The organism is Amycolatopsis sp. ATCC 39116, assembly GCF_000231075.2.
Lineage (GTDB): Bacteria > Actinomycetota > Actinomycetes > Mycobacteriales > Pseudonocardiaceae > Amycolatopsis_E > Amycolatopsis_E tucumanensis.
Genome location: NZ_AFWY03000027.1, coordinates 1 through 25,672, shown reverse-complemented (window position 1 = coordinate 25,672; position 25,672 = coordinate 1). Strand labels below are relative to the sequence as shown.

The 25,672-nt window shown below is 71.2% G+C and carries 28 protein-coding genes and 1 pseudogene; 7 read left to right on the top strand and 22 right to left on the bottom strand.

Translation table 11 applies throughout. The annotated features are described in order from the left end of the window. Nucleotides 1–48: 48 nt before the first annotated feature. The 4 genes from AMY39116_RS0324630 to AMY39116_RS0324615 all read right to left on the bottom strand — a co-directional run bounded on the left by AMY39116_RS0324630 (nucleotide 49) and on the right by AMY39116_RS0324615 (nucleotide 5,222). Nucleotides 49–402 carry a hypothetical protein gene (locus AMY39116_RS0324630; RefSeq protein WP_027936204.1) on the bottom strand — a complete coding sequence of 118 codons (354 nt, stop codon included), beginning with the start codon at nucleotides 400–402 and terminating at the stop codon, nucleotides 49–51. Between the two features lie 18 nt (nucleotides 403–420). Next, on the bottom strand, nucleotides 421–2,763 hold the full coding sequence (locus AMY39116_RS0324625; RefSeq protein ID WP_235716214.1) for an SdrD B-like domain-containing protein: 2,343 nt from the start codon (nucleotides 2,761–2,763) through the stop codon (nucleotides 421–423). A 127-nt stretch (nucleotides 2,764–2,890) separates the two neighbouring features. Continuing rightward, entirely contained in the window at nucleotides 2,891–3,958 is a 1,068-nt protein-coding gene (locus AMY39116_RS0324620) for an aspartate-semialdehyde dehydrogenase (protein ID WP_020420289.1), read from the bottom strand. Between the two features lies 1 nt (nucleotide 3,959). Then, nucleotides 3,960–5,222 carry an aspartate kinase gene (locus AMY39116_RS0324615; RefSeq protein ID WP_020420288.1) on the bottom strand — a complete coding sequence of 421 codons (1,263 nt, stop codon included), beginning with the start codon at nucleotides 5,220–5,222 and terminating at the stop codon, nucleotides 3,960–3,962. Nucleotides 5,223–5,344: 122 nt separating this feature from the next. Here AMY39116_RS0324615 and AMY39116_RS0324610 point away from each other — a divergent pair, with 122 nt between their 5' ends. Genes AMY39116_RS0324610 through AMY39116_RS0324600 form a run of 3 tightly spaced genes read left to right on the top strand, consistent with a single transcriptional unit; the run spans nucleotide 5,345 to nucleotide 7,364 of the window. Further along, the gene (locus tag AMY39116_RS0324610) at nucleotides 5,345–6,547 is read left to right on the top strand and encodes a mannosyltransferase family protein (protein ID WP_020420287.1); all 1,203 of its coding nucleotides are present in this window, start codon (nucleotides 5,345–5,347) and stop codon (nucleotides 6,545–6,547) included. Between the two features lie 17 nt (nucleotides 6,548–6,564). Beyond that, nucleotides 6,565–6,744 carry a hypothetical protein gene (locus AMY39116_RS0324605; protein ID WP_020420286.1) on the top strand — a complete coding sequence of 60 codons (180 nt, stop codon included), beginning with the start codon at nucleotides 6,565–6,567 and terminating at the stop codon, nucleotides 6,742–6,744. A 29-nt stretch (nucleotides 6,745–6,773) separates the two neighbouring features. Continuing rightward, nucleotides 6,774–7,364 (top strand): nitroreductase family protein, encoded by a 591-nt coding sequence (locus tag AMY39116_RS0324600; protein ID WP_020420285.1) that lies wholly within the window; start codon nucleotides 6,774–6,776, stop codon nucleotides 7,362–7,364. Here the strand turns inward: AMY39116_RS0324600 and AMY39116_RS0324595 are convergent. From AMY39116_RS0324595 to AMY39116_RS0324580, 4 genes are all read right to left on the bottom strand, one after another. Continuing rightward, the gene (locus tag AMY39116_RS0324595) at nucleotides 7,361–7,615 is read right to left on the bottom strand and encodes a PLD nuclease N-terminal domain-containing protein (protein ID WP_020420284.1); all 255 of its coding nucleotides are present in this window, start codon (nucleotides 7,613–7,615) and stop codon (nucleotides 7,361–7,363) included. The genes AMY39116_RS0324600 and AMY39116_RS0324595 overlap by 4 nt on opposite strands. Nucleotides 7,616–7,692: 77 nt before the next feature. Next, nucleotides 7,693–8,331, bottom strand: a complete 639-nt coding sequence (locus tag AMY39116_RS0324590) for a response regulator transcription factor (protein ID WP_020420283.1) — start codon at nucleotides 8,329–8,331, stop codon at nucleotides 7,693–7,695. Then, a complete protein-coding gene (locus AMY39116_RS43540; RefSeq protein ID WP_020420282.1) occupies nucleotides 8,328–9,446 on the bottom strand; it encodes a sensor histidine kinase in 1,119 nt (372 codons plus the stop codon). The genes AMY39116_RS0324590 and AMY39116_RS43540 overlap by 4 nt, the downstream gene beginning before the upstream one ends. Before the next feature lie 5 nt (nucleotides 9,447–9,451). Next, complete coding sequence (locus tag AMY39116_RS0324580) at nucleotides 9,452–9,835, bottom strand: hypothetical protein (RefSeq protein WP_020420281.1); 384 nt, start codon at nucleotides 9,833–9,835, stop codon at nucleotides 9,452–9,454. Nucleotides 9,836–10,049: 214 nt separating this feature from the next. Here AMY39116_RS0324580 and leuA point away from each other — a divergent pair, with 214 nt between their 5' ends. Beyond that, nucleotides 10,050–11,825 (top strand): 2-isopropylmalate synthase, encoded by a 1,776-nt coding sequence (gene leuA / locus AMY39116_RS0324575; protein ID WP_020420280.1) that lies wholly within the window; start codon nucleotides 10,050–10,052, stop codon nucleotides 11,823–11,825. A gap of 46 nt (nucleotides 11,826–11,871) precedes the next feature. Here the strand turns inward: leuA and AMY39116_RS0324570 are convergent, their stop codons facing one another. Both AMY39116_RS0324570 and AMY39116_RS0324565 read right to left on the bottom strand, forming a co-directional pair. Next, a complete protein-coding gene (locus AMY39116_RS0324570; protein WP_020420279.1) occupies nucleotides 11,872–12,360 on the bottom strand; it encodes a carboxymuconolactone decarboxylase family protein in 489 nt (162 codons plus the stop codon). 82 nt (nucleotides 12,361–12,442) lie between these two features. Continuing rightward, the gene (locus AMY39116_RS0324565) at nucleotides 12,443–12,814 is read right to left on the bottom strand and encodes a MerR family transcriptional regulator (RefSeq protein ID WP_202961459.1); all 372 of its coding nucleotides are present in this window, start codon (nucleotides 12,812–12,814) and stop codon (nucleotides 12,443–12,445) included. A 64-nt stretch (nucleotides 12,815–12,878) separates the two neighbouring features. Here AMY39116_RS0324565 and AMY39116_RS0324560 point away from each other — a divergent pair, with 64 nt between their 5' ends. Continuing rightward, entirely contained in the window at nucleotides 12,879–13,448 is a 570-nt protein-coding gene (locus tag AMY39116_RS0324560) for a hypothetical protein (protein ID WP_157358681.1), read from the top strand. A 76-nt stretch (nucleotides 13,449–13,524) separates the two neighbouring features. On the opposite strand, the gene AMY39116_RS47905 is transcribed toward AMY39116_RS0324560, so the two are convergent. Together AMY39116_RS47905 and AMY39116_RS0324550 are read right to left on the bottom strand one after the other, a co-directional pair. Further along, nucleotides 13,525–13,647 carry a hypothetical protein gene (locus AMY39116_RS47905; RefSeq protein WP_020420276.1) on the bottom strand — a complete coding sequence of 41 codons (123 nt, stop codon included), beginning with the start codon at nucleotides 13,645–13,647 and terminating at the stop codon, nucleotides 13,525–13,527. 67 nt (nucleotides 13,648–13,714) lie between these two features. Continuing rightward, a complete protein-coding gene (locus AMY39116_RS0324550) occupies nucleotides 13,715–14,626 on the bottom strand; it encodes a LysR family transcriptional regulator (protein WP_020420275.1) in 912 nt (303 codons plus the stop codon). A gap of 71 nt (nucleotides 14,627–14,697) precedes the next feature. Here AMY39116_RS0324550 and AMY39116_RS0324545 point away from each other — a divergent pair, with 71 nt between their 5' ends. Further along, nucleotides 14,698–15,603, top strand: a complete 906-nt coding sequence (locus AMY39116_RS0324545) for an EamA family transporter (protein ID WP_020420274.1) — start codon at nucleotides 14,698–14,700, stop codon at nucleotides 15,601–15,603. Here AMY39116_RS0324545 and AMY39116_RS0324540 read toward each other — a convergent pair. The 9 genes from AMY39116_RS0324540 to AMY39116_RS0324500 form a co-directional block, all read right to left on the bottom strand. Further along, a complete protein-coding gene (locus tag AMY39116_RS0324540; protein ID WP_020420273.1) occupies nucleotides 15,561–16,202 on the bottom strand; it encodes a DedA family protein in 642 nt (213 codons plus the stop codon). The genes AMY39116_RS0324545 and AMY39116_RS0324540 overlap by 43 nt on opposite strands. Nucleotides 16,203–16,253: 51 nt before the next feature. Then, nucleotides 16,254–17,354, bottom strand: coding sequence for an ABC transporter ATP-binding protein (locus AMY39116_RS0324535; RefSeq protein WP_020420272.1), 1,101 nt, complete (start codon nucleotides 17,352–17,354; stop codon nucleotides 16,254–16,256). Further along, nucleotides 17,354–18,349, bottom strand: coding sequence for an ABC transporter ATP-binding protein (locus tag AMY39116_RS0324530; protein ID WP_020420271.1), 996 nt, complete (start codon nucleotides 18,347–18,349; stop codon nucleotides 17,354–17,356). Before AMY39116_RS0324530 ends, AMY39116_RS0324535 begins: the two co-directional genes overlap by 1 nt. A 4-nt stretch (nucleotides 18,350–18,353) precedes the next feature. Continuing rightward, nucleotides 18,354–19,280: an ABC transporter permease gene (locus AMY39116_RS0324525; RefSeq protein WP_020420270.1), complete on the bottom strand. Its 927-nt coding sequence runs from the start codon at nucleotides 19,278–19,280 to the stop codon at nucleotides 18,354–18,356. Continuing rightward, nucleotides 19,277–20,281 (bottom strand): ABC transporter permease, encoded by a 1,005-nt coding sequence (locus AMY39116_RS0324520; RefSeq protein ID WP_020420269.1) that lies wholly within the window; start codon nucleotides 20,279–20,281, stop codon nucleotides 19,277–19,279. The genes AMY39116_RS0324525 and AMY39116_RS0324520 overlap by 4 nt, the downstream gene beginning before the upstream one ends. Before the next feature lie 72 nt (nucleotides 20,282–20,353). Beyond that, nucleotides 20,354–22,018 (bottom strand): ABC transporter substrate-binding protein, encoded by a 1,665-nt coding sequence (locus tag AMY39116_RS0324515; RefSeq protein WP_193354386.1) that lies wholly within the window; start codon nucleotides 22,016–22,018, stop codon nucleotides 20,354–20,356. A gap of 138 nt (nucleotides 22,019–22,156) precedes the next feature. Further along, the gene (locus AMY39116_RS0324510; protein WP_020420267.1) at nucleotides 22,157–22,714 is read right to left on the bottom strand and encodes a uridine kinase; all 558 of its coding nucleotides are present in this window, start codon (nucleotides 22,712–22,714) and stop codon (nucleotides 22,157–22,159) included. A 14-nt stretch (nucleotides 22,715–22,728) separates the two neighbouring features. After that, nucleotides 22,729–23,325: a recombination mediator RecR gene (recR, locus tag AMY39116_RS0324505; RefSeq protein WP_017985548.1), complete on the bottom strand. Its 597-nt coding sequence runs from the start codon at nucleotides 23,323–23,325 to the stop codon at nucleotides 22,729–22,731. A 9-nt stretch (nucleotides 23,326–23,334) separates the two neighbouring features. Continuing rightward, a complete protein-coding gene (locus tag AMY39116_RS0324500) occupies nucleotides 23,335–23,703 on the bottom strand; it encodes a YbaB/EbfC family nucleoid-associated protein (RefSeq protein WP_027936203.1) in 369 nt (122 codons plus the stop codon). Between the two features lie 60 nt (nucleotides 23,704–23,763). Here AMY39116_RS0324500 and AMY39116_RS0324495 point away from each other — a divergent pair, with 60 nt between their 5' ends. Further along, nucleotides 23,764–24,588 carry an N-acetylmuramoyl-L-alanine amidase gene (locus AMY39116_RS0324495; RefSeq protein ID WP_020420265.1) on the top strand — a complete coding sequence of 275 codons (825 nt, stop codon included), beginning with the start codon at nucleotides 23,764–23,766 and terminating at the stop codon, nucleotides 24,586–24,588. 495 nt (nucleotides 24,589–25,083) lie between these two features. On the opposite strand, the pseudogene AMY39116_RS46635 reads toward AMY39116_RS0324495, so the two are convergent. Continuing rightward, a pseudogene (locus AMY39116_RS46635) lies at nucleotides 25,084–25,672 on the bottom strand (DNA polymerase III subunit gamma/tau); the annotation flags it as partial.

Here is a 25,672-nt window from a genome sequence, read left to right as displayed (position 1 = left end):
AGCCCCGGCGATCCTAGGAGTCCCGGGGACAGCCGGCCTGCCGCCGCCTCACGTGCAGGCCTGGCGCAGCCGCTCCAGGTTGGCGGTGTTCGTCTGGACCCAGTCGTTCACGTCGGACAGGCCCTGCGACTTGCGCTGCTCCAGCGCGACGTAGGAGTCGGCGATCGCGAACAGGTTCTGCTGCAGCGTCTGGTCGGCCACCCGGTTGCCGAGGTTGCGCAGCTCCTCGGCCTTCTGCTGCGCCTGGGCGGACACCTCCTGCGCCGAGGCGTACGGGTTGAGGTTCGCCAGCCCGAGGGCCTGCGAGCACGCGCTCACCCGGTCCGCCGTCTCCGCGGCTTCCGCACAACCGGCCAGCACGACCGCCATCCCGACGACTCCGAGCACCCGCAGAATTCTCATAACGCCCAAACTACCGGGTCACGCTCCCGGCTCGGCGGCCTTCCACCAGCGCACCCCGACGACCGCGCCGATCGCCGCCACGACACCGAACAACACCCACCCGACGGGGAACCCGCCGCCGCTCGTGGACTCCTGCGCGGCAGGCACGACCGCCGGACTGGCGCTGACGAGGCCGATCCGCACGGACAGGTCCTCCCGCGGCTTCGGGCCGACGGTCACCGGTCCGGCGCAGCCCGGGTCGCCGCCTGCGATGTGGAAGCCGCGGAACTCCGGGGCGAGGCCGGCGAGGTCGAAGCACACCCGGTACGAGCCGTCGGGCAGGTCGTCGAGCAGGTACGAGCCGTCCGCGGCGGTGCGGGTGGTCGCCACCGGGCGCCCTCCGTCGTCGGTCAGCGTCACCGGGACCCCGGCCGCGCCGGGCTCTCCCGCGTCCTGCGTGCCGTTGCCGTTGCGGTCCACCCACAGCAGGTCGCCGAGCCGGTTGCGCGCGGGCGACAACCCGACGCCGATGGTGCTCTCGTCGCGGTGGCCGACGCCGACGGCGACCGGCGGGGCGCACCCGCTCGCCAGGTCCACATCGGAATCCTTTGTGGACTCACCGGCGCGCGGCTTCGTGAACTGGTACCCGGCCACCGGCGCGGGCAGCGCGGCGCGGTCGACGCACACCTGGTACGCACCGTCCGGGATCCCGGTGAACCGGAACCGGCCGTCGGCGCCGGTGGTCGTCGACGCCTCCTCGCCGCCGCCGGCGCGGAGCAGCTTGACCGGCACCCCGCTCGAGCCGGACTCGGTGGCGTCGGCGATGCCGTTGCGGTTCGTGTCCGCCCACACCCGGTCGCCGATCCGGTTGGCAGGCGCGGCGAGCCCCATGTTCAGCGCGGTGTCCTCGCGCTTGCCGAGGCCGAGGGTCACCTGCGGGGTGCAGCCGGTCGCCGGGTCGGCGCCGGAGACCGGGCTCCCCTCAACCGGCGTGAAGTCGGCCGCGGCCTGCGGCAGGTTGGCCAGGTCGAAGCACACCGCGAACGAGCCGGACGGCAGGTCGTCGAAGGAGTACTTCCCGTCCTGGCCGGTGGTGGTCATGGCGACCTGGGTGCCGTCCGCGCCGCGCAGCTTCACCGGCACCCCGGCGATCCCCGGCTCCAGCGCTCCCGGCGCGCCGTCGCCGTCGACGTCCTGCCAGACCAGCGCGGCGATCCGGTTGACCGGCGGCGCCAGGCCGGCGTCCATCGTGAAGTCCTGGGTACGGCTCGGGGTCAGCTCGGTCGGCGCGGTGCAGCCGGTGGCCGGGTCGGGCGCGGAGTCCTGGCCCGGCGCGCCCGCGCGCTGCCTGGTGAGCTGGTAGTCGCCGTACTGCGGCGGGAGCTTCGCGGTGTCGAAGCAGACCTGGTAGCTGCCGTCGGGCAGGTGCGAGAACTGGTACTGGCCGTGCGGGCCGGTGCTCGTCCCGGCGACCGGGGTGCCGTCGGCCTTCTGCAGCCGCACGCCCACGTCGGCGATGCCGGGCTCGCCCTGGTCCTGCAACCCGTTCCGGTTGACGTCGGCCCACACCAGGTCGCCGATCCGGTTGAGGCCGCCGACCACGCCCGCGTCCACGGTGTGGTCGACCGAGCCGGGCGGGCCGATCGCGACCCGCACCGAACCGCTCTCGGGGTCCACATCGGAATCCAGCGACTGGTCGCCCGCGTGCGGAACGGTCCACTTCAGACCCTCGACGGGCGGGGATCCGGGCAGCGGGCCGGTGTTCACGCCGCCGAAGTCGAACCGCAGGGTGTAGCAGCTGTTGGGCTGCAGGCCCTCGGCCGGGCCGAACAGGTAGCGCCCGGCGGAGTCGGTTGTCTCCTCCGCCAGCGGCGCCCCGCCGCCGTCGCAGCCCAGCAGCTGCACCCGCACACCCGGCAGCGGCGGCTCGTCGCCGTCCTGCACGCCGTCGCCGTCGGTGTCGAACCACGTCCGGTCGCCGAGCTGGACCGGGCCGTCCATGCCGCCGACGCCCATCGTGAGCGTGACGGCCTTGCCGCCGCCCACGTCGACGAACTCGGTCAGGCTGGCGCGGCTCTGGTCCTCGGCCGCCGGCTTGACGTCCGGCATGGACGCCGGGATCGAGGCGTCCACGCGGTACTTCCCGCCGGACAGCGCGGTGGTCGTGAGCCGCGCCGTGCCGTCCGGCCCGGTGACGCCGCTGACGCTGGCGCCACTCGGGTCGGTGGCCACAACCAGGATGCCGCCGACCCCGGTCTCACCCCGGACGACCCGCACCGTGAGCGGGCCGTCGGTGTCGTCCGCGGTCGCCACGAGCAGGGGCGTGCCCATGCCGAGCACCACCGCCGCGCACACGAACGCGGCCAGGACATGCCTTGTCACCGCGAGCTCCCCGACTTCTCCCTGCCATTGACTCGGCCCACACTAGAAGCGGGCCGACGTCGGGCCAGGGAGAAGTTGCCTCACTGTCGAGTGAATTCAGCGAGGCCGGGGCAACTCTGCGTGGCCGTCAGCCGAACTCGGGAGCCAGCTGCTCGGCGATCTCGTAGGTGTTCAGCGCCGCGCCCTTGCGCAGGTTGTCCCCGCACACGAAGAAGTCGAGCGTGTTCGGGAAGTCCAGCGCCTGGCGCACCCGTCCGACGTACGTCGGGTCGCCGCCGACGACCTCGGCCGGGCTCGGAAACTCACCGTTGGCCGGGTCGTCGACCAGCACGATCGACGACTGCGCCGCGAACACCTTGTGCGCGGCCTCGACGGTGACCTCGCGCGCGAAGGTGGCGTGCACCGCGAGCGAGTGGGTGGTGACCACCGGGACGCGGACGCAGGTCGCGGACACCTTCAGGTCCGGGATGCCGAGGATCTTCCGCGACTCGTTGCGGACCTTGAGCTCCTCGGAGAACCAGCCGTCACCCTTGTAGGAACCGGCGGCCGGAACCACGTTCAACGCAAGCGGGGTGCCCGCGAACGGGCTGTCCGACAGCGGCAGGCCGGCCGACTCCAGCGCGGCCCGCACGTCGCCCGCCTTCGCGCCGAGGTCCTTTCCGGACACCGCGGCCAGCTCGGCCTGCAGCCGGTCGATGCCGGGCTGGCCGGCGCCGGACGCCGCCTGGTAGGAGGCGACCACCAGCTCGGTGAGGCCGAACTCGCGGTGCAGCGCGCCCAGCGCCGCCATCATCGACAGCGTCGTGCAGTTCGGGTTGGCGATGATGCCGCGCGGCCGCTCCCGCACCTTGTCGGAGTTGACCTCGGGCACCACGAGCGGCACCTCGTCGTCCATCCGGAACGCGCCGGAGTTGTCGACCGCGATCGCGCCGCGCTCGGCCGCGATCGGGGCCCACTCGGCGGACACCTCGTCCGGCACGTCGAACATGGCGACGTCGACGCCGTCGAAGGCCTCCGGGGACAGCGCGATCACGGTCAGTTCCTCGCCGCGCACGGTGATCTTCTTGCCGGCCGACCGCGGCGAGGCGATCAGCCGGATCTCACCCCACGGCACGCTCTCGCGCCCGTTGATGATGTCGATCATGACGGTGCCCACCGCGCCGGTCGCACCGACCAGAGCCAACGTCGGAGCCATTTCAGCGACCACTCCCCGCGTACACGACGGCTTCCTCGTCGCCGCCAAGTTCGAATGCCTCGTGGATCGCGCGCACCGCGTCGTCCAGCTGCGCGTCGCGGATCAGGACCGAGATCCGGATCTCCGAGGTGTTGATGATCTCGATGTTGACGCCGACCTTGGCCAGCGCCTCACAGAAGGTCGCGGTGACGCCGGGGTGCGAGCGCATGCCCGCGCCCACCAGCGAAACCTTGCCGACCTGGTCGTCGTAGAGCACGGAGTCGAACTCCAGCTCGCCCTTCAGCTTCTCCAGCTCCGCAACGGCCTTCGGACCGTTCGCCTTCGACAGCGTGAAGGTGATGTCGGTGCGGCCCGCGGTGTTGGAGACGTTCTGCAGCACCATGTCGATGTCGATCTCGGCGTCGGCGATGACCCGGAAGATCCGCCCCGCGGCGCCGGCGTGGTCCGGCACCCCGGTGACGGTGACCTTGGCCTCCGACCGGTCGTGCGCCACACCGGTGATCAACGCTTGTTCCACGGGGATCTCCTCAATCGAACCGGCCACGGTGGTGCCCGGCTTGTCGCTGTAGGACGAACGGACCCGGATCGGCACGCCGTAGCGGCGGGCGTACTCGACCGAGCGCAGGTGCAGGATCTTCGAACCGCTCGCGGCGAGTTCGAGCATCTCCTCGTACGGGATGGTGTCGAGTTTGCGCGCGTTGGGCACGATCCGCGGGTCGGCGGTGTACACGCCGTCCACATCGGAGTAGATCTCGCACGCGTCCGCGTTGAGCGCCGCGGCCAGCGCCACCGCGGTGGTGTCCGAACCGCCGCGGCCGAGAGTGGTGATGTCCTTGGTGTCCTGCGCGACGCCCTGGAACCCGGCGACCAGCGCGATGTAACCCTGGTCGAGGGCCTCGGTGACCCGGCTCGGTGTCACGTCGATGATGCGCGCGTTGCCGTGCACGCCCGTCGTGACCACACCCGCCTGGGATCCGGTGAACGACCACGCTTCGAAACCGTGTGCCGAAATCGCCATCGCGACAAGCGCGTTGGAAATGCGCTCCCCAGCGGTGAGCAGCATGTCCATCTCTCGTTCGGGCGGCACCGGGTTGACCTGCTGGGCCAGGTCGAGCAATTCGTCGGTGGTGTCACCCATGGCGGAGCAGACGACGACCACGTCGTTGCCCGCCTTCTTGGTGGCCACGATCCGTTCGGCCACGCGCTTGATGCGATCAGCGCTCTCCAGCGACGAACCGCCGTACTTCTGGACTACGAGCGCCACTTGTCTGCCGACCTCCTATTTCGCACCTTTCGGAGCAGCCTACCGGGGGTTACGGCCCTGGCCACCCCGTTATGTGGCTCCGGCCACTGCCACCGGCCGGACTCGTGGGAAAATGACCAACCGTGCAGGGCAGCAGCCAAACCGTTCGACGACCGGAGCAAGCGGCCCCTGGCCTGCTGCTGGACCTGGCCGACCGGATCACCAGACGCCGGGCGCTTCTGCTGCCCGCGGCCGTGTACCTCGGTGTGCGGGCCCTCGGTGTTGTGGTGCTCACGGTGTTCGCCGCGCTGCACGAGGACGACCTGTTGTCTAGGATCGCCGCCTGGGACGGCCAGTGGTACCTCAAGATCGCGGCGTCCGGCTACGAACTCGGGCCGACGACCGACGCGCTCGGCCACCCGAACCCGCACACGCCGCGGGCGTTCTTCCCCGGGTACCCGTTCCTGATCCGGCTGCTGGCGCCCGCGCTCGGATTTCCCGCGGCGGCGCTGGTGGTGTCGCTGGCCGCCGGGCTCTTCGCGGCGTACGGCCTGGCCCGGCTCGGGCGTCTCGTGCGCGGCGGCTCGCGCCGGGCCGGCTACATCCTGGTGGCCCTGTTCGCGGCGACGCCGATGAGCGTCGTGTTGACCATGGCTTACACCGAAGCGTTGTTCTGCGCGCTGGCGGTGTGGACGCTGGTCGCGGTGCTGGAGCGGCGGTGGGAGGTGGCTGGGCTGTGCTGCCTGGCGGCCGGGCTGGTGCGGTCGACGGCGCTGGCGCTGGTGGTCGCGGTGGTGGTGGCCGCGGTGATGGCGTTGACGCGCCGGGAGGACGGTGGGCGTCCGCTCGCCGCGCTGGCGCTGGCGCCCGCCGGGTTGTTCGGATACCTGTGGTGGACCGGGATGCGGGTGCGGCCGGAGTCCGGGTTCGAGGCGCAGCTGAGCACCTGGTCCGACCTGGAGTGGCAGGGGTGGCGGACCCGGTTCGACGGCGGGGTGTCGACGGCCCGTTTCGTGGCCGAGGTGCTGACGGGCAGCGATTCGGCGATGAGTGTGCTGACGGTCGCGGTGATCGCGGGTGCGCTGATCGGCATGGCGGTGCTGGCCCGGCGCGAGACGGTGCTGGCGGTGTACGCGGCCGGGGTGCTGGTGATGTGCCTGGGGTCGAGCGCGCTGATGCACGCGAAGCCACGGTTGTTGTTGCCCGCGTTCACGTTGCTGGTCCCGGTGGCGGTGGCGCTGGCCAAACGCCGGACGAACACCGTGCTGTGGGTCTGCTCGGGGGTCGCGCTGGCGAGCGCGTGGTTCGGCGCGTTCGCGCTGACGGTCTGGAAGTATGCGATCTGACCCGCGAGGAGGCGCGCATGACGAAGCCCGGTGACGCGGACAGCTACGTCGCCATCGATTCGCCGCTGCTGAACAACGGCAGGCCCGTGCTCCGGTTCGTCCGGACGACGGCGCGGGACGTTGTGACGTCGGTCGAACCGTCCGCCGCGGACATCGCCAAGGCGCACGCGGCACTGGCCCGCCAGGGCGAACTCTGACTCCGGCGAAACGGGAAGCAGGCGAACCGATGGACAAGATGGCCGATTCCAGCGTGCCCCTGACCGAGGTGATCGCGCACCGGTGGAGCCCGCGCGCCCTCGACGAGACCCGGGAGGTGACCTGGGACCAGCTGCGCGCCCTGCTGGAGGCCGCGCGGTGGGCGCCGTCGTTCGGGAACACCCAGCCGGCGCGGTTCCTGGCCGGCCGGCGTGGTGATCCGACGTTCCGGCAGATCCTCGGCACGCTCACCGAGCGGAACCAGGAGTGGGCGCACCGCGCGGGCGCCCTGCTGGTCGCGATCATGCTGACGCGCAACGAAAAGGGCGAGATCCCCTACGCGGAGTACGGGCTCGGGCTGGCCGCGCAGAACCTCGTGCTGCAGGCCGTCGCGGAAGGGCTCGTGGCGCACCAGATGGCCGGCTTCGACGCCGACGCCGTCCGCGAGCGGTTCGCGGTGCCGGACGGAGCCGTCCCCCGGGTCGCGATCGCCGTCGGGCACGCCGGCGACCCCGCCGTGCTGGGGGTGGACAAGCTGATCGAACGCGAACAGGGCCCGCGCAGCCGCCTGCCCCTCGGCGACCTCGCCTACACGGAAGCGTGGGGCACTCCCGCCTTCTAACTCGCCGTGAGGGCGGCCTTCCGCCCGATCAGGAACCACAACGCGCTGCCCAGGTAGGGCGCCACCAGGACGAACACCACCCAGACGAACTTCATGCCGCCGGACTGCGGCGAGCGCAGAATGCTCACCAGCGCCCCGACGATCAGGACCACGCACGCGACCACCAGCGCGATGATCAGCGCGGCCAGGACGTAGTTCCACGGTTTGCCGAGCACGGGTTCCCCGGCGAGCGCGGTGATGCGGTGCGTCATGGACCCCGACGCTAGGGAACCGGCAGGCGACGGGCATCGCACGACCGTGCAGACGATCTACGACTTTCGGCCGATCTTCAGAGCAGCCCGGCGTCGTGCACGGCGATCGCGACCTGGGTCCGGTTGCCGGCGCCCAGCTTGGCCATCACGTGGCCGAGGTGCACCTTCACGGTCGACTCGCTGAGGTGCAGCTCGGCCGCGATGCGGCTGTTGCTCAGCCCCCGCCCGACGGCCAGCGCGACGTCGCGTTCCCGGTCGGTGAGGGTGCCGACCCGGTCGAGGGCCGCCGCGCTGCCGCGCGTGAAGTGGCTCAGCAACCGCTTGGTCACCTTCGGCGAGATCATCGCCTCGCCGCGGGCCACGACGTGCACCGCGTGCACCAGTTCGCGCGGCGGGATGTCCTTGAGCAGGAACCCGGCCGCACCCGAGCGCAGCGCGGTGTGCACGTACTCGTCGAGGTCGAACGTGGTCAGCACGACCACCACCGGCGCACCGGGCAGCGCGGTCACCTTCGCCGTCACCTGGAGCCCGTCGACGCGCGGCATCTGGATGTCGGTGAGCACGACGTCGGGGCGGTGCCGCGCCACCAGGTCCACCACACCCGTCCCGTCGCCGGCCTCGGCGACCACCTCGATGTCCGGGTCGGACTCCAGGATGAGCCGCAGCCCACCCCGCACGAGCTCCTCGTCGTCGAGCAGGAGAACCCGTACCGTCACCCGGCCTCCTCGTCCTCGGTCAGCGGAAACACGGCCCGCACCAGGAAACCGCTCCCGGACCGGCCCGTGTGGACGGTACCGCCGGCGAGGCCGACCCGTTCCCGCATCCCCACCAGGCCGAAGCCGGAACTCGGCAGCTCGTGCGCGGGCGCGCGGTCGCCGGGGCCGTCGTCGGCGACCTCGACGGTCAGCTCCGCGCCACGCACGGCGACGGCGACCCGCGCACGTGCCCCCGGCGCGTGCTTGCCGATGTTCGTCAACGCCTCCTGCACCACCCGGTAAGCCGCGCGCCCGACCGGGATCGCGACCTCCGGCAGCGGATCGGGCAGGCTCAGCTCGGCGCGGGTGCCTGCCGCCCTCGCGTCGTCGACCAGCGCGCCCAGACCGTCCAGCCCGGACGGCGGGTGCACCTCCGCTTCCCCGTCACGCAGCACGCGGAGCACCTCGCGCAGCTCGGTCAGGGCCGCGGTGCTGTTCTGCCGGATCACCTCCGCCGCGGCGGCGGCCTGCCCGTCGCAGGTCACCGTCAGCGCGCCCGCCTGCACCGCGATGACACTCACCCGGTGGGCCACCACGTCGTGCATCTCGCCCGCGATGCGGCGCCGCTCGGCCACCACCGCCCGCTCGGTCAGCAGGTCGCGCTCCCGCTCGGCCTGCTCCGCGCGCTCGCGCAGGGCCGCGAGCAGCTTGGCCCGCTGGTGCCACCACAGCCCGGCCAGCAGCGGGACCAGCAGGAACACGCCCGCGCCCAGCAACACGTACGGCCAGTCCTCGCTCCACCTGATCCCGGCCGGGAGCAGGAAGGCGGCGAGCGCGACGGCACCACCAGCCGCGGTCTGCCGGCCGGGCCCGCGGCGCGAGGCCAGCGTGTAGACGGCGACGACGAGCGGCAGCAGGTTCGCCCCGGCCACCAGCGCCGCGCCGACGATCACCAGCGCGGCCAGCGGGAACCGGCGCCGCACCAGCAACGCGCCGAACACGGCGGCCGCGACGACGGGTGGCCAGGCGACCGGCGCGCTCACGTTCGTGATCGCGAGCCAGGTGAAGAACCCGGCCACCGCGAGGTCGAACAGCAGCGGACGCGGCCCGCCTGCCCAGCGGACGATGTGCGCCATCCGGCTCAGGAGGTGGCGCCGCCGATGCGCCGGACGATCCGCGTGACGATGGACGAGACCACCAGCCAGAAGATCGCCGCGATGCCGTAGTTCACCAGCACCCGCAGCTTCTCGTCGGTGGGCTCGAACAGGTCCTTGAACCCCAGCGCCAGGCCGTCGGACCAGTCGCGCACGAACGAAACGATCCCGTTGTCCGGGTTGGCGCCACCGACCACGAAGATCACGTGCAGCACCAGGATGAGCGCGAAGATCAGGCCGACCCAGCGGACGATCCCGGCGATCAGCCCGACCGCCTGGTCCTTCACGCGCCCCCACGGCACCTGGCGCTTGGGTCGCGGCGAGGCGTCTTCGTCGACGTCGCTCTTGGGCTTCTCGGCGTGCTCGGCCATGACGCCGAGTTTCCCACGCCACGCCCGCCTTGGCTACCTGCCAGTAACCGACCGGGTCGCTTTTCAACATCATCGCGACCGGGCTACAGTGAATCCGTGGCGCGTGCTCTCCTGCTTCGCTGCCGCGACGGGGCCTGATCCTGACCGGCCCCCCGTCGCGGGGCTTCGTCACGCCGCCGGTCGCCCGAAAACCCGGCAGGAGAGTTTCCCAGCAATGACCAGCTCCGATCCCACCGTGAGCCGCATCCGCAAGCCTTCGCGTCCCGCCCCCGCCGACCAGCCCGCGTGGAACCCGCAGCGCGGCAGCTCGATGCCGGTGCACCGCTACCAGCCCTGGTACAAGCTGGTGGAGAACATCGAACTGCCCGACCGCACCTGGCCGGACAAGCGCATCGAGCGCGCGCCGCTGTGGTGCGCCGTCGACCTGCGGGACGGCAACCAGGCCCTGATCGACCCGATGTCGCCCGCCCGCAAGCGCAAGTTCTTCGAGCTGCTCGTGCGCATGGGCTACAAGGAGATCGAGGTCGGCTTCCCGGCCGCGAGCCAGACCGACTTCGACTTCGTCCGCGAGATCATCGAGGACGGCGCGATCCCGGACGACGTGCGCATCCAGGTGCTGACCCAGTGCCGCCCCGAGCTGATCGAGCGCACCTTCCAGTCGCTGGAGGGCGCGCCGCAGGCGATCGTGCACATCTACAACTCCACGTCGATCCTGCAGCGCCGCGTGGTGTTCCGCGAGGAGCGCGAGGGCATCAAGAAGATCGCGCTGCAGGCCGCCGACCTGGTGGTCGAGTACGCGCAGAAGTACTCCGACACCGACTTCCGCTTCCAGTACTCGCCGGAGTCCTACACCGGCACCGAGCTCTCCTACGCCGCCGAGGTGTGCAACGCGGTCACCGACATCTGGCAGCCCACCCCGGAGCGGCCGGTCATCCTGAACCTGCCGGCGACGGTGGAGATGGCCACGCCGAACGTCTACGCCGACTCGATCGAGTGGATGGGCCGCAACCTGGACCGCCGCGACTCGGTGATCCTGTCGCTGCACCCGCACAACGACCGCGGCACCGGCATCGCCGCCGCCGAGCTGGGCTACCAGGCCGGCGCGGACCGCATCGAGGGCTGCCTGTTCGGCAACGGCGAGCGCACCGGCAACGTCGACCTGGTCGCGCTGGGCATGAACATGTTCAGCCAGGGCATCGACCCGCAGATCGACTTCTCCGACATCGACGAGATCAAGCGCACCGTCGAGTACTGCAACCAGCTGCCGGTGCACGAGCGCACCCCGTGGGGCGGCGACCTGGTGTTCACCGCGTTCTCCGGCAGCCACCAGGACGCGATCAACAAGGGCTTCGACGCGCTGCACCGCGCCGCCGAGAAGGCCGGCGTACCGGTGGACGAGTTCCCGTGGGAGGTGCCCTACCTGCCCATCGACCCGAAGGACGTCGGCCGCAGCTACGAGGCCGTCATCCGGGTCAACTCGCAGTCGGGCAAGGGCGGCGTCGCCTACATCATGAAGACCGAGCACCAGCTCGACCTGCCGCGACGGCTGCAGATCGAGTTCTCGCAGGTCATCCAGCGCTACACGGACAGCGAGGGCGGCGAGGTCGACCCGCGCACGATGTGGGACGCGTTCGCGAAGGAGTACCTGGAGCCGCAGACGCCGCTGCAGCTGATCAACCAGCACGTCACCGCGAACGGCGACTACCAGCTGCGCGCCACCGTGCGGGTGGACGGCGAAGAGCAGGAGATCACCGGCTCCGGCAACGGCCCGATCGCCGCGTTCTTCGACGCGCTGTCCACCGTGGGTTACGACCTGCGGCTGCTGGACTACAGCGAACACACCCTCACCCCCGGCGACGACGCCAAGGCCGCGTCCTACATCGAGTGCGCCATCGGCGACAAGGTGTTCTGGGGCATCGGCATCGACCCGTCCATCGTGACGGCTTCGCTGCGGGCGGTCGTGTCCGCGGTGAACCGCGCGCACCGCTGATCGCTGGAGAAGGCCGGCCGCTGGTGTGCGGCCGGCCTTTTTCACGTCAGTTCGCGACCGCGGCGGCGAACATGCCGGGCTGGTAGGAGCCGCCCTGGTTGCGGACGATCACGTTCAGCCGGTTGGCGGCGTTGATCATCGCGACCAGGGTGACCAGCGCGGCGGTCTGGTCGTCGTCGTAGTGCTTGCGCACCTGGGCCCACGTCTCGTCCGACACGCCCTGGTGCGCGTCGGCCAGGCGGGTGCCCTCCTCGGCGAGCGCCAGCGCCGCCCGCTCGGCGTCGGTGAACACCGTGGCCTCGCGCCAGACCGCGACCAGGTTGAGCCGCACCGCGCTCTCCCCGGCGGCCGCGGCCTCCTTGGTGTGCATGTCGACGCACGGGGCGCACCCGTTGATCTGGCTGGCGCGCAACGACACCAGTTCCTGTGTGGACTGCGGCAGGGCGGAGGTGTGCAGCACGGCGGCGACGTTCGCGAACCGCTTGGCGAGCTTGGCGCCGAGCTCGTTGGACATCATGTCGAATCGGGTTTCCACGGCTTCCTCCTCGTGTGGGGAACTTGCTCGAACACGAGGCACCGGCCGTGCCGTGGATGTGACAGTGATGCCCGCCACAGCGTCAGTCGCGGAGCCGGCCCGCTTCGCAGAGCCGGTCGCCTGAGGCGATCTCGGCGAGGTAGCCGCGCAACTCGGTGACCCGGCGCTCGGCCTCGGTCACCAGCCGTCGCGCGATCTCCGCCCAGTCCTCGGGGCCGGGGTCGGGCGGCAGATCGGCGAAGAGGTCCGCGATCTCCCGCACGGTCAGGCCGACGCCCTGCGCCAGCTTGGCCACCTTGATCCGGCACGCCGCCGACCGGTCGAAGACGCGGTGGTTGATCCCGCTCCGCCCGGCCTCGACAACGCCGTACCGCTCGTAAAACCGCACCGCCGAAGGGGCGACGCCCGCTTCGCCCGCGACCTCGCCGACCGTCAGGTTCCCGCTGTCCAACACGTCACCCACTCTGCCGCGACGGTGGGCTTGCCTTCAACAGTGGTTGAACTCGCAGGGTGGGGTCATGGCAGATCACTTGACAGCGATGCGGCCGGCGCCGGTCGCCACTCACCACGAGGACGCCGCGGCCCGCATCGACAGCTGGTGGCGGCTGCCGAGCGCGGCGGCCGCCGACGAAGCCGCGCGCGCGGCGCTGGCGGCGATGCCCCGCGCGGACGGCCTGCTCCGGTTCTCCGTGCTGCGGTCGCCGTCGGAGCCGCTGGTGTTCCTCCAGTCCCTGTGGACCAGCGCCGCCGCACGGGAGCACTACGTTCGGCACGTGGCTGCGAGCCCGAGGGCCTCGGTCGACGACAAGGTGCCCGGCATCGAGCGGGACCGGGCGCTGACGGAGGTGATCGGCGCGGTCACGATCGCCGACGCACCCGCCGCCAAGTGGGTGACCCGACGGCTGCCGGGCACGGACGTCCGCGCGCTGGCCGAGCGGGAACTCGCACGCCTCCGGACCGAACCGGGGCTGGTTCGCGTCGCTGCCGGTGCCGGGGAAGGTGAGGTCGTGGTCGTCGAGGAGTGGGCCGCCTCCGCCTCGCCGGACGGGGTCTTCTACGAGCCGGTCGGCGCCGTCGCGCCGGCGTGAGCCACCCGCACCATGGGGGGCCGGGCGGGGCCCCTGGCCGCGATCGGCGCCGTCGCGCCGGGCTAGGGCTGCTTCGTCACCGGGCGGCCCCGCCGTGCAGCGGGTCCACCACGGTCGCCGACGCCGCCGCCAAGTGCGTGACCCGGCAGCACTCCCAGCCGATCTGCGCCACCGCGCCGGGCTGGGGCTGCTTGGTCACCGCGGGGCCCAGCTTGCAGCAGGTTCCACCACGATCGCCGCCGCCAATGGGTGACCCGGTGGCACTCCTAGGGCTGCTTCGTCACCGCGGCGGCTTCGGCGTGCAGCAGCTCCAGCACGGTGGCCACCGGCGGTCTGGTGCCGGCCCCGGTGCGCAGGACGGCTTCGATGAGCCTCGCCGCGCGGATGCCTGCCAGCGGGCGCCGCACGATGCGGCGCGACCACGTGCCGGCCAGCGTGTACCGCGGCAGCAACGCGATGCCGTGCCCGCCGGCGACCAGCGCCTCGATGATCCGGAAGTCGTTGATCCGCTGCTTGATCTGCGGCCGCACACCGGTCCGCACCGCCAGCGAGCGCAGCACGTCGTCGACCGGGAAGCCGACGTCCACCGAGATCCACTGCTCCCCGGCCAGCTCGGTGAGGTCGACCCGGCGGCGGCGCGCGAGGCGGTGGCCCAGCGGCAGCGCGACGTCCAGCGGCTCGCGCAGCAGCGGCACCACGTCGAGCCGGTCCGGCGGGAACGGCTCGGCGTGCTCGTCCCGGTGGGTGACCACGATGTCGAAGTCGGCGACCAGCCCGGGCACCTCCGCCGGCGTCATGTCGACGTCGCGCACCTCGACCTCCAGGCCCTCGACCTCGGCGAACCGGTGCAGCAGCCCGGGCAGCAGCATCAGCGCCGCGGACGGGAAGATCGCCACCCGCACCCGCCCGCGCGGCAGGCTGCGGAACACGTCCAGCTCGGCCTCGGCCCGGTCCACCGCGGCGATCACCTCGTCCGCCCGCACCACCAGCGCCCGCCCGGCGTCGGTGAGCCGCAACCCCCGCCCCGCCGGTTCGGTCAGCACCAGCCCGACCTCCGCCTGCAACGCCCGGAGCTGCTGCGACACCGCCGACGGCGTGCAGTGCAGCGCTTTCGCCGCCGCCGTCACGCTCCCGCGGTCCGCGAACTCACGCAGCACCCGCAACCGACCGACGTCCATGAAGCAACGCTACACAGTAGATGCAAACAATCTCGATTGTTCTTCATAGTTGCGGCAGGCACGCTAAAGGAGTGCCGACCCGCGACCGCTTCCTCGCCCTGTTCGTCGTCGTCCTGTGGGGCCTCAACTTCATCGCGATGCACCCGATGCTCGAGCACTTCCCGCCGCTGTTCGCGGCGGCGCTGCGCTTCGCCGTGATCGCGGTCCCGACGATCCTGTTCATCCCACGCCCGAAGGTGAAGCTGCGCTGGCTGATCGGGTTCGGGCTCGGATTCGGCACCGGCCAGTTCGCGTTCCTGTTCCTCGCGCTGACCCACGGCATGCCGACCGGCCTCGCGTCGCTGGTGCTGCAGGCGTCCGCGCCGTTCACGGTCCTGCTCGGCGGGATCTTCCTGCGTGAACCGCTGTCCGCGCGGCAGCTGACCGGGATACTGGCCGCGGTGGCCGGGATGGGCGTGATCGCCTGGCACCGCGCGGAGAACGCCGTGCTGCTGCCGGTCTTGCTCACCCTGCTCGGCGCGCTGTGCTGGGCCGCGGGCAACCTCTGCTCGCGTCAGGCCAGGCCGGACAACCCGATCCACTTCACGCTGTGGATGTCGGTGGTCCCGCCGATCCCGATGTTCGCGTTGTCCACGATCTTCGAAGGCCCGGCCGTGCAGTGGCAGTCGCTGGTCACGCTGGGCACCGGCGAAGGCCTGCTCGGCCTGGCCGGGTTCGCCTACGTCGTGCTGATCGGCACGGTCCTCGGGTCGAGCATCTGGACCGTGCTGATGCGCCGCAACCCGGCCAACGTGGTCGCGCCGTTCTCGTTGCTCGTGCCGGTGGTCGGGATGTCCGCGGCGTTCTTCGTGCTCGGCGAGACCCCGGCGCTGGTCGAGGTGCTGGCCGGCCTGGTCGTGGTGGCCGGGGTGCTGTACGGCTCGCTGCCGAGGCGTCAGCGCTCGGCGGGCGCGCTGCCCGAACTCGTCTCCTCGTGACGGCGGCCCATCCGCTTCTTGACGACGAGGCTGACCACCACGCCCACCACGACGGCGACCGCCAGCGCGACGTAGGAGAACCGGGACAGCCACTTCTCCGCGACCACGCCGAGCGAGTACACCAGCGCCGTCGTGCCGCCCGCCCAGACGATGCCGCCGAGCGCGTTGGCGAACAGGAACCGCGGGTAGTGCATGTGCAGCGACCCGGCGAGCGGGCCGCACAGAATGCGCAGAATCGCGACAAAGCGGCCGAAGAAAACCGCCCAAACCCCGCGTTTCCGGAACATTCGCTCGGCGGCCGCGACATGCGCCGGCCCGAAATGCTTGGGGAATTTCCGCCCGGCCCAGTCGAACAGGCGCCGCCCGCCCTTCCGCCCGATCAGGTAACCGATGCTGTCCCCGGCGATGGCGCCGCCCGCGGCGACGGCGCCGATCAGCCAGGGGTTCAGCCCGTCGTGGTGCGATGCCAGGAGAGCCGCGCTGACCAGCACGATCTCTCCCGGCAACGGGATCCCGAGGCTCTCCGCGCCGATCACCACGCCGACCGTGAGGTAGACCAGGAGCGGCGGGATGGTCTCCAGCCACGCGTCGATGTGCACGGTGAAAGCCCCTTCGGATACCCCGGCGAATTCTCCGTCAGGGTACCCGCGTCAGGGCTCCAGCATTTCGGCCACCGAAGCGGCCTGCGGAATTCCCGCATCGGGTGACAACTGCGCGGTCACCAATTCCGGTTTCACCTCGTGCGGCGTGATCCGGCCGGCCTGGATGTCCTCCGCCCAGTGGCAGGCGACCCGGTGCCCGGCGGCGAGCTCCCGCAGCGCGGGCCGCTCGGTGTCGCACTTGGTCTCCTGCCGCCACGGGCACCGGGTGTGGAACCGGCAGCCCGACGGCGGATTGGCGGGCGAGGGCAGGTCGCCGGCGAGCAGGATCTGCTCGCGGCTGTCCTCGACCACCGGGTCCGGCACCGGGATCGCCGACAGCAGCGCCCGCGTGTACGGGTGCAGCGGCTCGGCGTAGAGCGACTCCGAGTCGGTCTCCTCGACCAGCGAGCCGAGGTACATCACGCCGATGCGGTCGGAGATGTGCCGGACGACCGCCAGGTCGTGGGCGATCACCAGGTAGGTCAGGCCCAGCGAGTCCTGCAGCTCCTCGAGCAGGTTGATCACCTGCGCCTGCACGGACACGTCCAGCGCGGACACCGGCTCGTCGGCGACGATCAGGTCCGGCTCGACGGCCAGCGCCCGCGCGATGCCGATGCGCTGGCGCTGCCCGCCGGAGAACTCGTGCGGGTACTTCCGCAGCGAGCTCTCCGGCAGACCGACGGCGTTCAGCAGCTCACGCAAACGCTTGCGCGTGCTCTCCCGGTCCTTGTCCAGGCCGTGCGCCCGCATGCCCTCGATGAGGATCGACTCCACCGACTGCCGCGGGTCGAGGCTGGACAGCGGGTCCTGGAACACCATCTGCATCCGCCGCCGCATCTTCCGCAGCGACTCGCCCTTGAGCGTCGACAGGTCGGTGCCGTCGAACACCGCGCGGCCACCGGTCGGCTCCACCAGCCGCAGCAGGCTGCGGCCCAGCGTCGTCTTGCCGCAGCCGGACTCGCCGACCAGGCCGTACGTCTCGCCGCGCTGGATCTCCAGATCCACCCCGTCCACCGCGTAGACGTGCCCGACCGTGCGGTCCAGCACGAGCCCGCGCTTGATCGGGAAGTGCACCTGCAGGCCTTCCACGCGCACCAGCGGTTCCGACATCAGCGCACCCCCTCGCCTGCCGCGACCGGACGGCCCACCGGATTGTGGCACCGCAGCATGCCGTTCGAATCGGGTTCGAGTTCCGGCGTGACCTCCCGGCACAGGTCCAGCGCGTTCGGGCAGCGGGGCGCGAACGCACACCCCTGCGACCAGGGGATGTTGTCGGCGACCGACCCCTTGATCGGCACCAGCTTCTCCCCGCGCGGCGCGTCCAGCCGCGGGATCGAGGCCAGCAGCCCGTGCGTGTACGGGTGCCGGGCGGAGGCGAACAACGCGTGCCGCTCCGCCCGCTCGACCACCCGGCCGCCGTACATGACGTTGACCTCGTCGCACAGCCCGGCGACCACGCCCAGGTCGTGCGTGATCATGATCAGCGCGGTGCCGGTGTCGCGCACCAGCTCGGACAGCAGCGCCAGGATCTGCGCCTGGATCGTCACGTCCAGCGCGGTGGTCGGCTCGTCCGCGATCAGCAGCCGCGGACGGCAGGCCAGCGCGATCGCGATGAGCGCGCGCTGCCGCATGCCGCCGGAGAGCTGGTGCGGGTACTCCGACAACCGCCGGTTCGGGTCCGGGATGCCGACGCGGTCGAGCAGGTCCGCCGCCTCGACCGTCGCCTGCTTGCGGTCCATCTTCCGGTGCCGTTCCAGCACCTCGGTGATCTGCAGGCCGATCGGGATCACCGGGTTCAGCGAGGACAGCGGGTCCTGGAACACCATGCCCAGGTCGCGGCCGCGCCGGTCGCGCAGCTGCTTGTCGGACAGCCGCAGCAGGTCGGTGTCCTCGAACATCACCTGGCCGGTGACTTTCGCGCCGCGCTTGGGCAGCAGGCCCATGATCGCGAGCGCGGTCACCGACTTGCCGCTGCCGGACTCGCCGACCAGGCCGACCGTGCGACCCGGCTCGACGTCGAAACTGACCCCGTCCACCGCGGTGAACGGGCGGGTTCCCTTGCGGGAGAAGACGACCGACAGGTCGCGTACTTGCAGGAGACTCAACGCGCTACCGCCTGTTCTTCGGGTCGAGCGCCTCGCGCAGCGACTCGCCGAGCAGCGTGAACCCCAGCGCCACCACGACGATCGCGATGGCCGGGTAGAACGCCAGGCTCGGCTTGACGTCCAGCAGGGTCTGGGCCTGTGCCAGCATCAGCCCCCACTCGGCGCGGCTGGGATCGTTGTCGCCGAGGCCGAGGAACGACAGCGCCGCAACGTCGATGATCGACGTCGCCAGCGTCAGCGTCGCCTGCACGACCACCGGCCCGAGCGAGTTCGGCAGCATGTGCCGGAACACGATCGTGCTGCGCCGCACGCCCAGCGCGGTCGCCGCCAGCACGTGGTCGCTCGATCTCTGCGAGAGCATCGCGCCGCGCAGCAGCCGGGCGAAGATCGGCACGCTCACCACCGCGACCGCGATGATGACCGTCCACTGTGTCCCTTGCGAGAACAGCGCGGCCACCGAGATCGCCAGCAGCAGCGAGGGAATCGCGAGCAGGATGTCGGTGAACCGCATCAGCAGCGTGTCCACCCAGCCGCCCAGCGCGCCGGCCAGACCGCCGATGACCATGCCGACCGCCAGCCCGATCAAGGTGGCGACGACACCGACGATCAGTGTCTGCTGCGCGCCGACCAGCAGGCGGGAGAAGAAGTCGTACCCGCGGTGGTCGCTGCCGAGCACGAACCCGTCCATCGGGCCGGGGATGAAGTCCGGCCGCAGGTTCACGCGCAGCTCGTCGTAGGGGATGTAGGGGTTCTTCGGCGCCAGGAACGGGGCCAGGATCGCCAGCAGCACGAACAGGACCGTGATGACCGCGCCGGTGATCGCCACCGGGTTCCGCAGCATCCGCCGGACCGCGTCCGCGGCGAGGCTGGTGCCACCGGCCTCCGCCAGGTCGTCGATGCGTTCGGCCTTGCGCCGCAACATGGAGGTCATCGCACCCGCACCCTCGGATCGATGATGGCGTAGGAGATGTCCACCAGGATGTTGACGACGACGTACACCAGCGCGGCCAGCAGCAGCAACGCCTGGAGCCGCGGGTAGTCGCGGCGCTCGATCCCCTGCGCGAGCAGGGATCCGAGCCCGTTCCAGTTGAACACCTTCTCGGTGAGCACGGCCCCGGCGAGCAGCAGACCGGTCTGCAGGCCGATCGTCGTCGACACCGGCAGCAGCGCGTTGCGCAGCACGTGCCGCTGGCGGATCGTCGTCGTGGTCAGGCCCTTGGACTCCGCGGTGCGCACGAAGTCCTCCTGCTGCACGTCCAGCACCGAGGCGCGGGTGATCCGCACGATCACCGCGAACGGGATGCTGGCCAGCGCGATCGAGGGCAGGATCAGGTGCTTGATCGCGTCCCACGTCGCGTCCAGCTCACCGGTGAGCAGGCCGTCCAGGGTGAAGAAGCCGGTGATGTGCGTGGCGTCGATGGTCACGTCCTGGCGCCCCGACGGCGGCAGGATGCCCAGCTTCTGCGCGAACACGTACTTGAGCAGCACGCCGAAGAAGAACACCGGCACCGCGACGCCGACCAGGGTGGTCAGCACGGTGGCGTTGTCGAGGAACCGGCCCCGGTAGCGGGCGGCGAGGTACCCCATCGGGATGCCGAAACCGACCGCGAGGACCAGCGCCGCGAGCGCGAGTTCGATGGTGGCGGGGAAGGCGCGCCCGATCTCGGCGAGCACGGTGTCGCCGCTGATCAGGGACGAGCCGAAGTCACCGGTGACGACGCGGCCGAGGAACTTGAAGTACTGGACGAAGATCGGTTGATCCAGTCCGAGCACGCTGTTCAGGGACGCGATCTTCTCCGGCGTCGCCTTGTCGCCGAGCAGCGCGGTGGCGGGGCCACCGGGCAGCAGGCGGAGCCAGGCGAAGACCAGGATGGAGAGCACGAGGAGCGTCGGGATCGCTTGCAGCAGCCGACGCGTGAGGAATCGGAGCATGTGAGTGCCTCGGAGACCGCACCGAAGCGGGAAAGCGCGCCGGGCGCGCTTCCCCGCCCTCGGTGGCGGAACTCAGCCCTTGGTGACCGTGTAGAAGCGCTCGTCGGTCAGCGGGGTCGGGATCAGGCCCTGGACATCGGACCGCACCACGATCCCCGGCGGCGACGACGAGATCGGGACCGCCGGGACGTACTGCGAGATCAGCACGCTGGCGCTCTCGTAGGCCGACTTCTTGGTCTCCGGCGTCGTCTGGGCGTCGGCGTTGGACAGCGCGTCGAAGATCTGCGGGTTGTCGAAGCCGAACTCCGGCTTGGTGCGCCCGAAGAACGTGCCGACGAAGTTGCCCGGGTCGGCGTAGTCACCGGTCCAGCCGAGCAGGTGCAGGTCGTGCTTGCCCGCCTTCTGCACGGAGTCCTTGTACCCGCCGTTCCACGGCTCCTGGACCACGTTGACCTTGATGCCGACGGCCTTCAGGTCGTCGGTGATCGCGGCGGCGATGTCCACCGGGTTCGGCATGTAGGGCCGGGTGACCTCGGTCGGGACGTAGAAGTTCAGCGTCAGGTCGGTCGCGCCGGCCTCGGCCAGCAGCTGCCGGGCGGTGTCGGCGTTGTAGCTGTGCTTCTCCACCGCGGGGGTGTAGCCGGGCACGTTGTTCGGCAGGAACTGGTCCTGCGGGTAGGCGCCGGACGGCATCCGGTTCTTGACCAGCTGGTCCTTGTTGATCGCGAACTCGATCGCCTTGCGGACCCGCACGTCCTGCAGCTTCGGGTTGTTCTTCTGGTTGATGCCCAGGTACAGGATGTTGAAGGCGGGCCGGATCAGGACCTGGTCGCCTGCCTGCTTGAGCGAGTTGTAGTCCGCCGGGCTCGGGAAGTCGTAGCCGTCGATGGTGCCCGCGGCCAGCTCCTGCTTGCGGGCGTTCTCGTCCGGGATGATCTTGAAGATCAGCCTGGCCGTCTTGGCCTTCTCGCCCCAGTAGTCCTCGTTGCGGACCAGGGTGATCGTGTTGTTGGCCTTGTCGAAGCTCTCGAACTTGTACGGTCCGGTACCCGTCGGGTGGTCCGTGGCGTAGGCCGGGTAGGTGAACGCCTCACCGCTCTGGGTCACGTTGTCGGCGTCGTACTTCTTCAGCGCGTCCGGGCTCGACATGGACAGCGAGGTCAGGCCGAACGCGTCCGGGAAGGCGCCCTTGGCCTTGTTGAGGTTGAGGACGGCGGTGTGCTCGTCCTTGGCCTCGCAGCTCTTGTAGACCGGGTCGCCGCTGATGTCGCCTTCGTTCTGCGCGAAGCCCTCGAAGACGTCGCCGTAGTAGATCATCTGGCTCTGGGCGGCGGCGCCCTTCATGTTGTACCAGCGGTCGAAGTTGAAGCAGACCGCCGCGGCGTTGAACGGGGTGCCGTCGTGGAACTTGACGCCCTGCCGCAGCGTGAAGGTCCAGGTGGTGTTGCCGTTGCTCGGCGTCCACGCCGTGGCCAGGCCGCCCTCCAGTTCGGTGGTGCCCGGCTTGTAGGTGACCAGGGTGTCGAACATCTGGCGGGCGGGGCGGAAGCTTTCGCCGTCGTCGTTGAAGATCGGATCGAAGTTCTTCGGGGCACCGGCCGCGCCGAAGATGAAGGTGTCGCTGGCGCTGTCGCCCGAGCCGCGCTCGGAAGCGCAAGCGGCCGTCGTGACCGCGAGGGCGCCGGCAAGCCCGATCAGGGCGATGCGGCGCAACCCAACTGCCCGCGTTGGGAGCATGGTGGCACTCCTAGGAGAAAGTTCGGGTACGTGATCGACGACCCTAGTCCGCATGTTGGGAATTCGTTAAGCGCGTGAGGTTACGATCGCGCTACGTCAAACCGGACGTGCGAACACATTTGGCTTACGGGGTTACGTTCAGTGCTCACCCTGCGTAAGTTCGGATGAAAGTACTAGGCCGTTCGGGTGTACGTACTGGTGGGTAAGGTCAACGGCGAACCAACCACATTCGAACCGCTGCCACGCGGTCAGCGGGCCTCGAATGCCCTCGCCGTCCCTCGACACTGCCCGTTCGAGCCGAGTTTCGGCGTCCGGGCCCGCGACCCAGCACAGCGCGGACAACCGGGGCCGGATCGAGGCGCGGCCGGAGGACACCCCTTCGAGGACGACTACGTCGACCGGGTGAACCGTGCGGACGGGCCCCGGCCGCGGCTCACCGGTGGTCCAGTCCAGCGGGCGGTAGACGGCGGGACGGCCCGCGGCGAGTGGGTCGAGGACCTCGGAGACGAGCCGCGGCCACCAGGCGACCGGGTCGTCCCACGTCGCGTAGTGGTCGGTGGCGACGACCGCGGTCGCCGCGCCGCGTGCCCGGAAGTCGGCGGCGAGTCGCGCCGCGAAGGTGGTCTTGCCCGCGCCGGACGGGCCGTCGACGGCGACCAGCCGGACCCGCCCGCAGCGGGGCGGGCCGGCCAGCACGTCGTCGGCCAGTGTCAAAGGGCGCGGCGGCCGGAGAGGGCGCGGCCGAGGGTGAGCTCGTCGGCGAACTCGAGGTCGCCGCCCATCGGCAGACCGGACGCGAGCCGGGTGACGGTCAGGCCGGGGAAGTCCCGCAGCATCCGCACCAGATAGGTCGCGGTGGCCTCGCCCTCGGTGTTCGGGTCGGTCGCGATGATCACCTCGGTGACCTGTTCCGCGCCGAGCCTGGCCAGCAGCTCGCGGATGCGCAGCTGGTCCGGGCCGATGCCGGACAGCGGGTCGAGCGCGCCGCCCAGCACGTGGTAGCGGCCCTTGAACTCGCGGGTGCGCTCGACGGCGAGCACGTCCTTGGGTTCCTCGACCACGCAGATCAGCGACGTGTCACGCCGGGCGTCCCGGCAGATGCGGCACTGCTGCTGTTCGGAGACGTTGCCGCAGATCTCGCAGAACTGCACGCCCTCGCGGACCTTGCCGAGCACGTCCTGCAGCCGGGCGATGTCGGCCGGGTCGGCGGCGAGCAGGTGGAACGCGATCCGCTGCGCGCTCTTCGGACCGATGCCGGGCAGGTGTCCCAGCTCGTCGATCAGGTCCTGGACTACGCCTTCGTACAACGGGGCCCGCTACTTCAGGCCGGGCAGACCGAGTCCGCCGAGGTCGGGCATGCCGCCGCCACCGCCGAGGGCGCCGGCGACCGGGCCGAGCTTCTCCTCGGTGAGCTTCTGGGCGCTGCTCATCGCGTCCCGCACCGCGGCGACCACCAGGTCGGCGAGCGTCTCGGTGTCGTCAGGGTCGACCGCCTTCGGGTCGATCTGCAGGGACTTCAGCTCCATGCCGCCGGTGACGGTCGCCTTGACCAGGCCACCGCCGGAGGTGCCGGTCACCTCGGTGCGGGCGAGCTCCTCCTGCGCGGCGACGAGCTGCTGCTGCATCTGCTGCGCCTGCTGCAGGATGGCCTGCATGTCGGGCATTCCACCGCCGGGTTGCACCATGATCCCCGTTTCGTCGTGCTGTCCTGTGGGTCCCAGCGTAGCTCGGTCGGCTGTGGCACCGTGTTCGCCGTGCGCAGTCTCGTGGGGTTGGTGCTGAGCGGGGTGCTGCTGGTCGCGGGGTGCTCGTCGCCCGCGCCGCCACCGCCCGTTCCGTCCGCGGCGGCGCGGGTGTCTTCGGTCCCCGCACCGGCGTCGTCGTCGGTGGCCTCGTCGGTCGCGCGGGAGCCGGTGACGGTGGTGCTGGACCCCGGGCACAACGGCGGCAACGCGCGGCGGCCGGACGTGATCAACGCCCCGGTGCCCGCCGGACGCGGCGAGACGAAACCGTGCAACACGACGGGCACCGCGACCGACCGGGGGTACGCGGAGCACGCGTTCAACTGGGACGTGGCGCAGCGGGTGGGTTCGCTGTTGGAGGCGCAGGGGGTGCGGGTGGTCTACACGCGCGCCGACGACACCGGGGTGGGCCCGTGCGTGAACGAGCGGGCGGCGATCGGAAACCGAGCCGGCGCGGCGGCGGTGGTGTCGATCCACGCGGACGGCGCGACGTCGGCGGGCGCCCGGGGCTTCCACGTGGCGTACTCGGCACCCCCACTGAACGCGGCGCAGGGCGCGCCGTCGGTGGAGCTGGCCGAGGCGGTGCGGTCGGGTTTGCTCGCCGGGGGTTTCCCGTTGTCCAACTACCTGGGGTCCGACGGCTTGGCCCCGCGGGATGATCTGGCCGGGTTGAACCTGTCGGAACGCCCCGCGGTCCTGGTGGAGTGCGGGAACATGCGAAATGCCGCGGAGGCCGCGGCGATGTCCAGTGTGGACGGACGAGCCCGCTACGCCGCGGCGATCGCTTCCGGCGTGGTGGCTTTCTTGCGGGAGCACGCGGGTTTCTGATCCCTGGGCGGGTTTGGCTCGTTCCAGGGCATGCCGCACTCCGTGGGGCCAGCGGCTCCGGCCCGCATCCGCAGCCTCTATCCCACGCCACGCGCGGCTCCCGCCGCCTTCCCCACTTCGTGGGGCCAGCAATTCCAGCCCGGCAAGCCAGCCTGCCCACCGCGCAGCACTGGCCCGCTCCCGCGCCCACCAGCCCCACGCCGTTGGCCCCCTGCCGCGGAAGCGGCGCCACGCGCGGAGTCCGCGGCGCTTCGCGCAGCCCCACTCCGTGGGGGCCACCGGCTCAGGCAAGCCGCCGTCGCACAGCACACCGCGTTGGCCCGCTCCCGTGGCCGCCAGGCCACACCGAGTGCGGCCCCCGCAGCCCTTCACGCAGCCACCGCGCACCGTGAAGCCACTCCCGCAGCACCAGCCCCCGCCGGGTGCCGCCTCCGCAGCCACCGCGCAGTGTTGCCCACTCCGTGGCCGCCAGCGCCCGGCCGCCCGCCGCGGGGGTCAGTCGATCGGCTGTGCGCCTAGGTGTTCGGCCAGCAGGCGGCGCGCCTGTTCCTCCGGGTCGTTCTGCGGTGCGGGCGCGATGTCCGGCACCGGGCCGCCAGTTTCGGCCATCATCGATTCCTCGTCCTCCGGCTCGGGCGGGAGGGGGATGTCGTCCGCGGGCTCCGGGGGCGGCTGCGGCGCCCTCGGCGCGGGCTCGGGCGGTGGGGCCGGGGCGGCCGCCGGCGTCGGGCGCTGGAAGGTTCGCTGTTGCTGCTGCGGGGCCTCCCGCGTGGGCGGGTTCGGGCGCGGGCTCGGGCCGCCGTCGCGGCGGGCAGAACCTCCTCCGCCGCCACCGCCGTGCACGCACCGCACCTGCCACGTTCCGCCGAGCACCTCGTGCAGCGCGCCGGCGATGAAGTCAGCGTTGCGCGGCTCCGACAACCGCCGCGCGAGGGGCTCTGCGCTGTGCGCCAGCACGACGGTCGAACCCTCGACGCTCTGCACCGTCGCGTTGATCATCATCGCTTCGGTGCTGCGGCTCGTCTTGCGGATGGCGGCCAGCAGGTCCGGCCAGACCCGGCGGATCGCGGCCGCGTCGATCCCG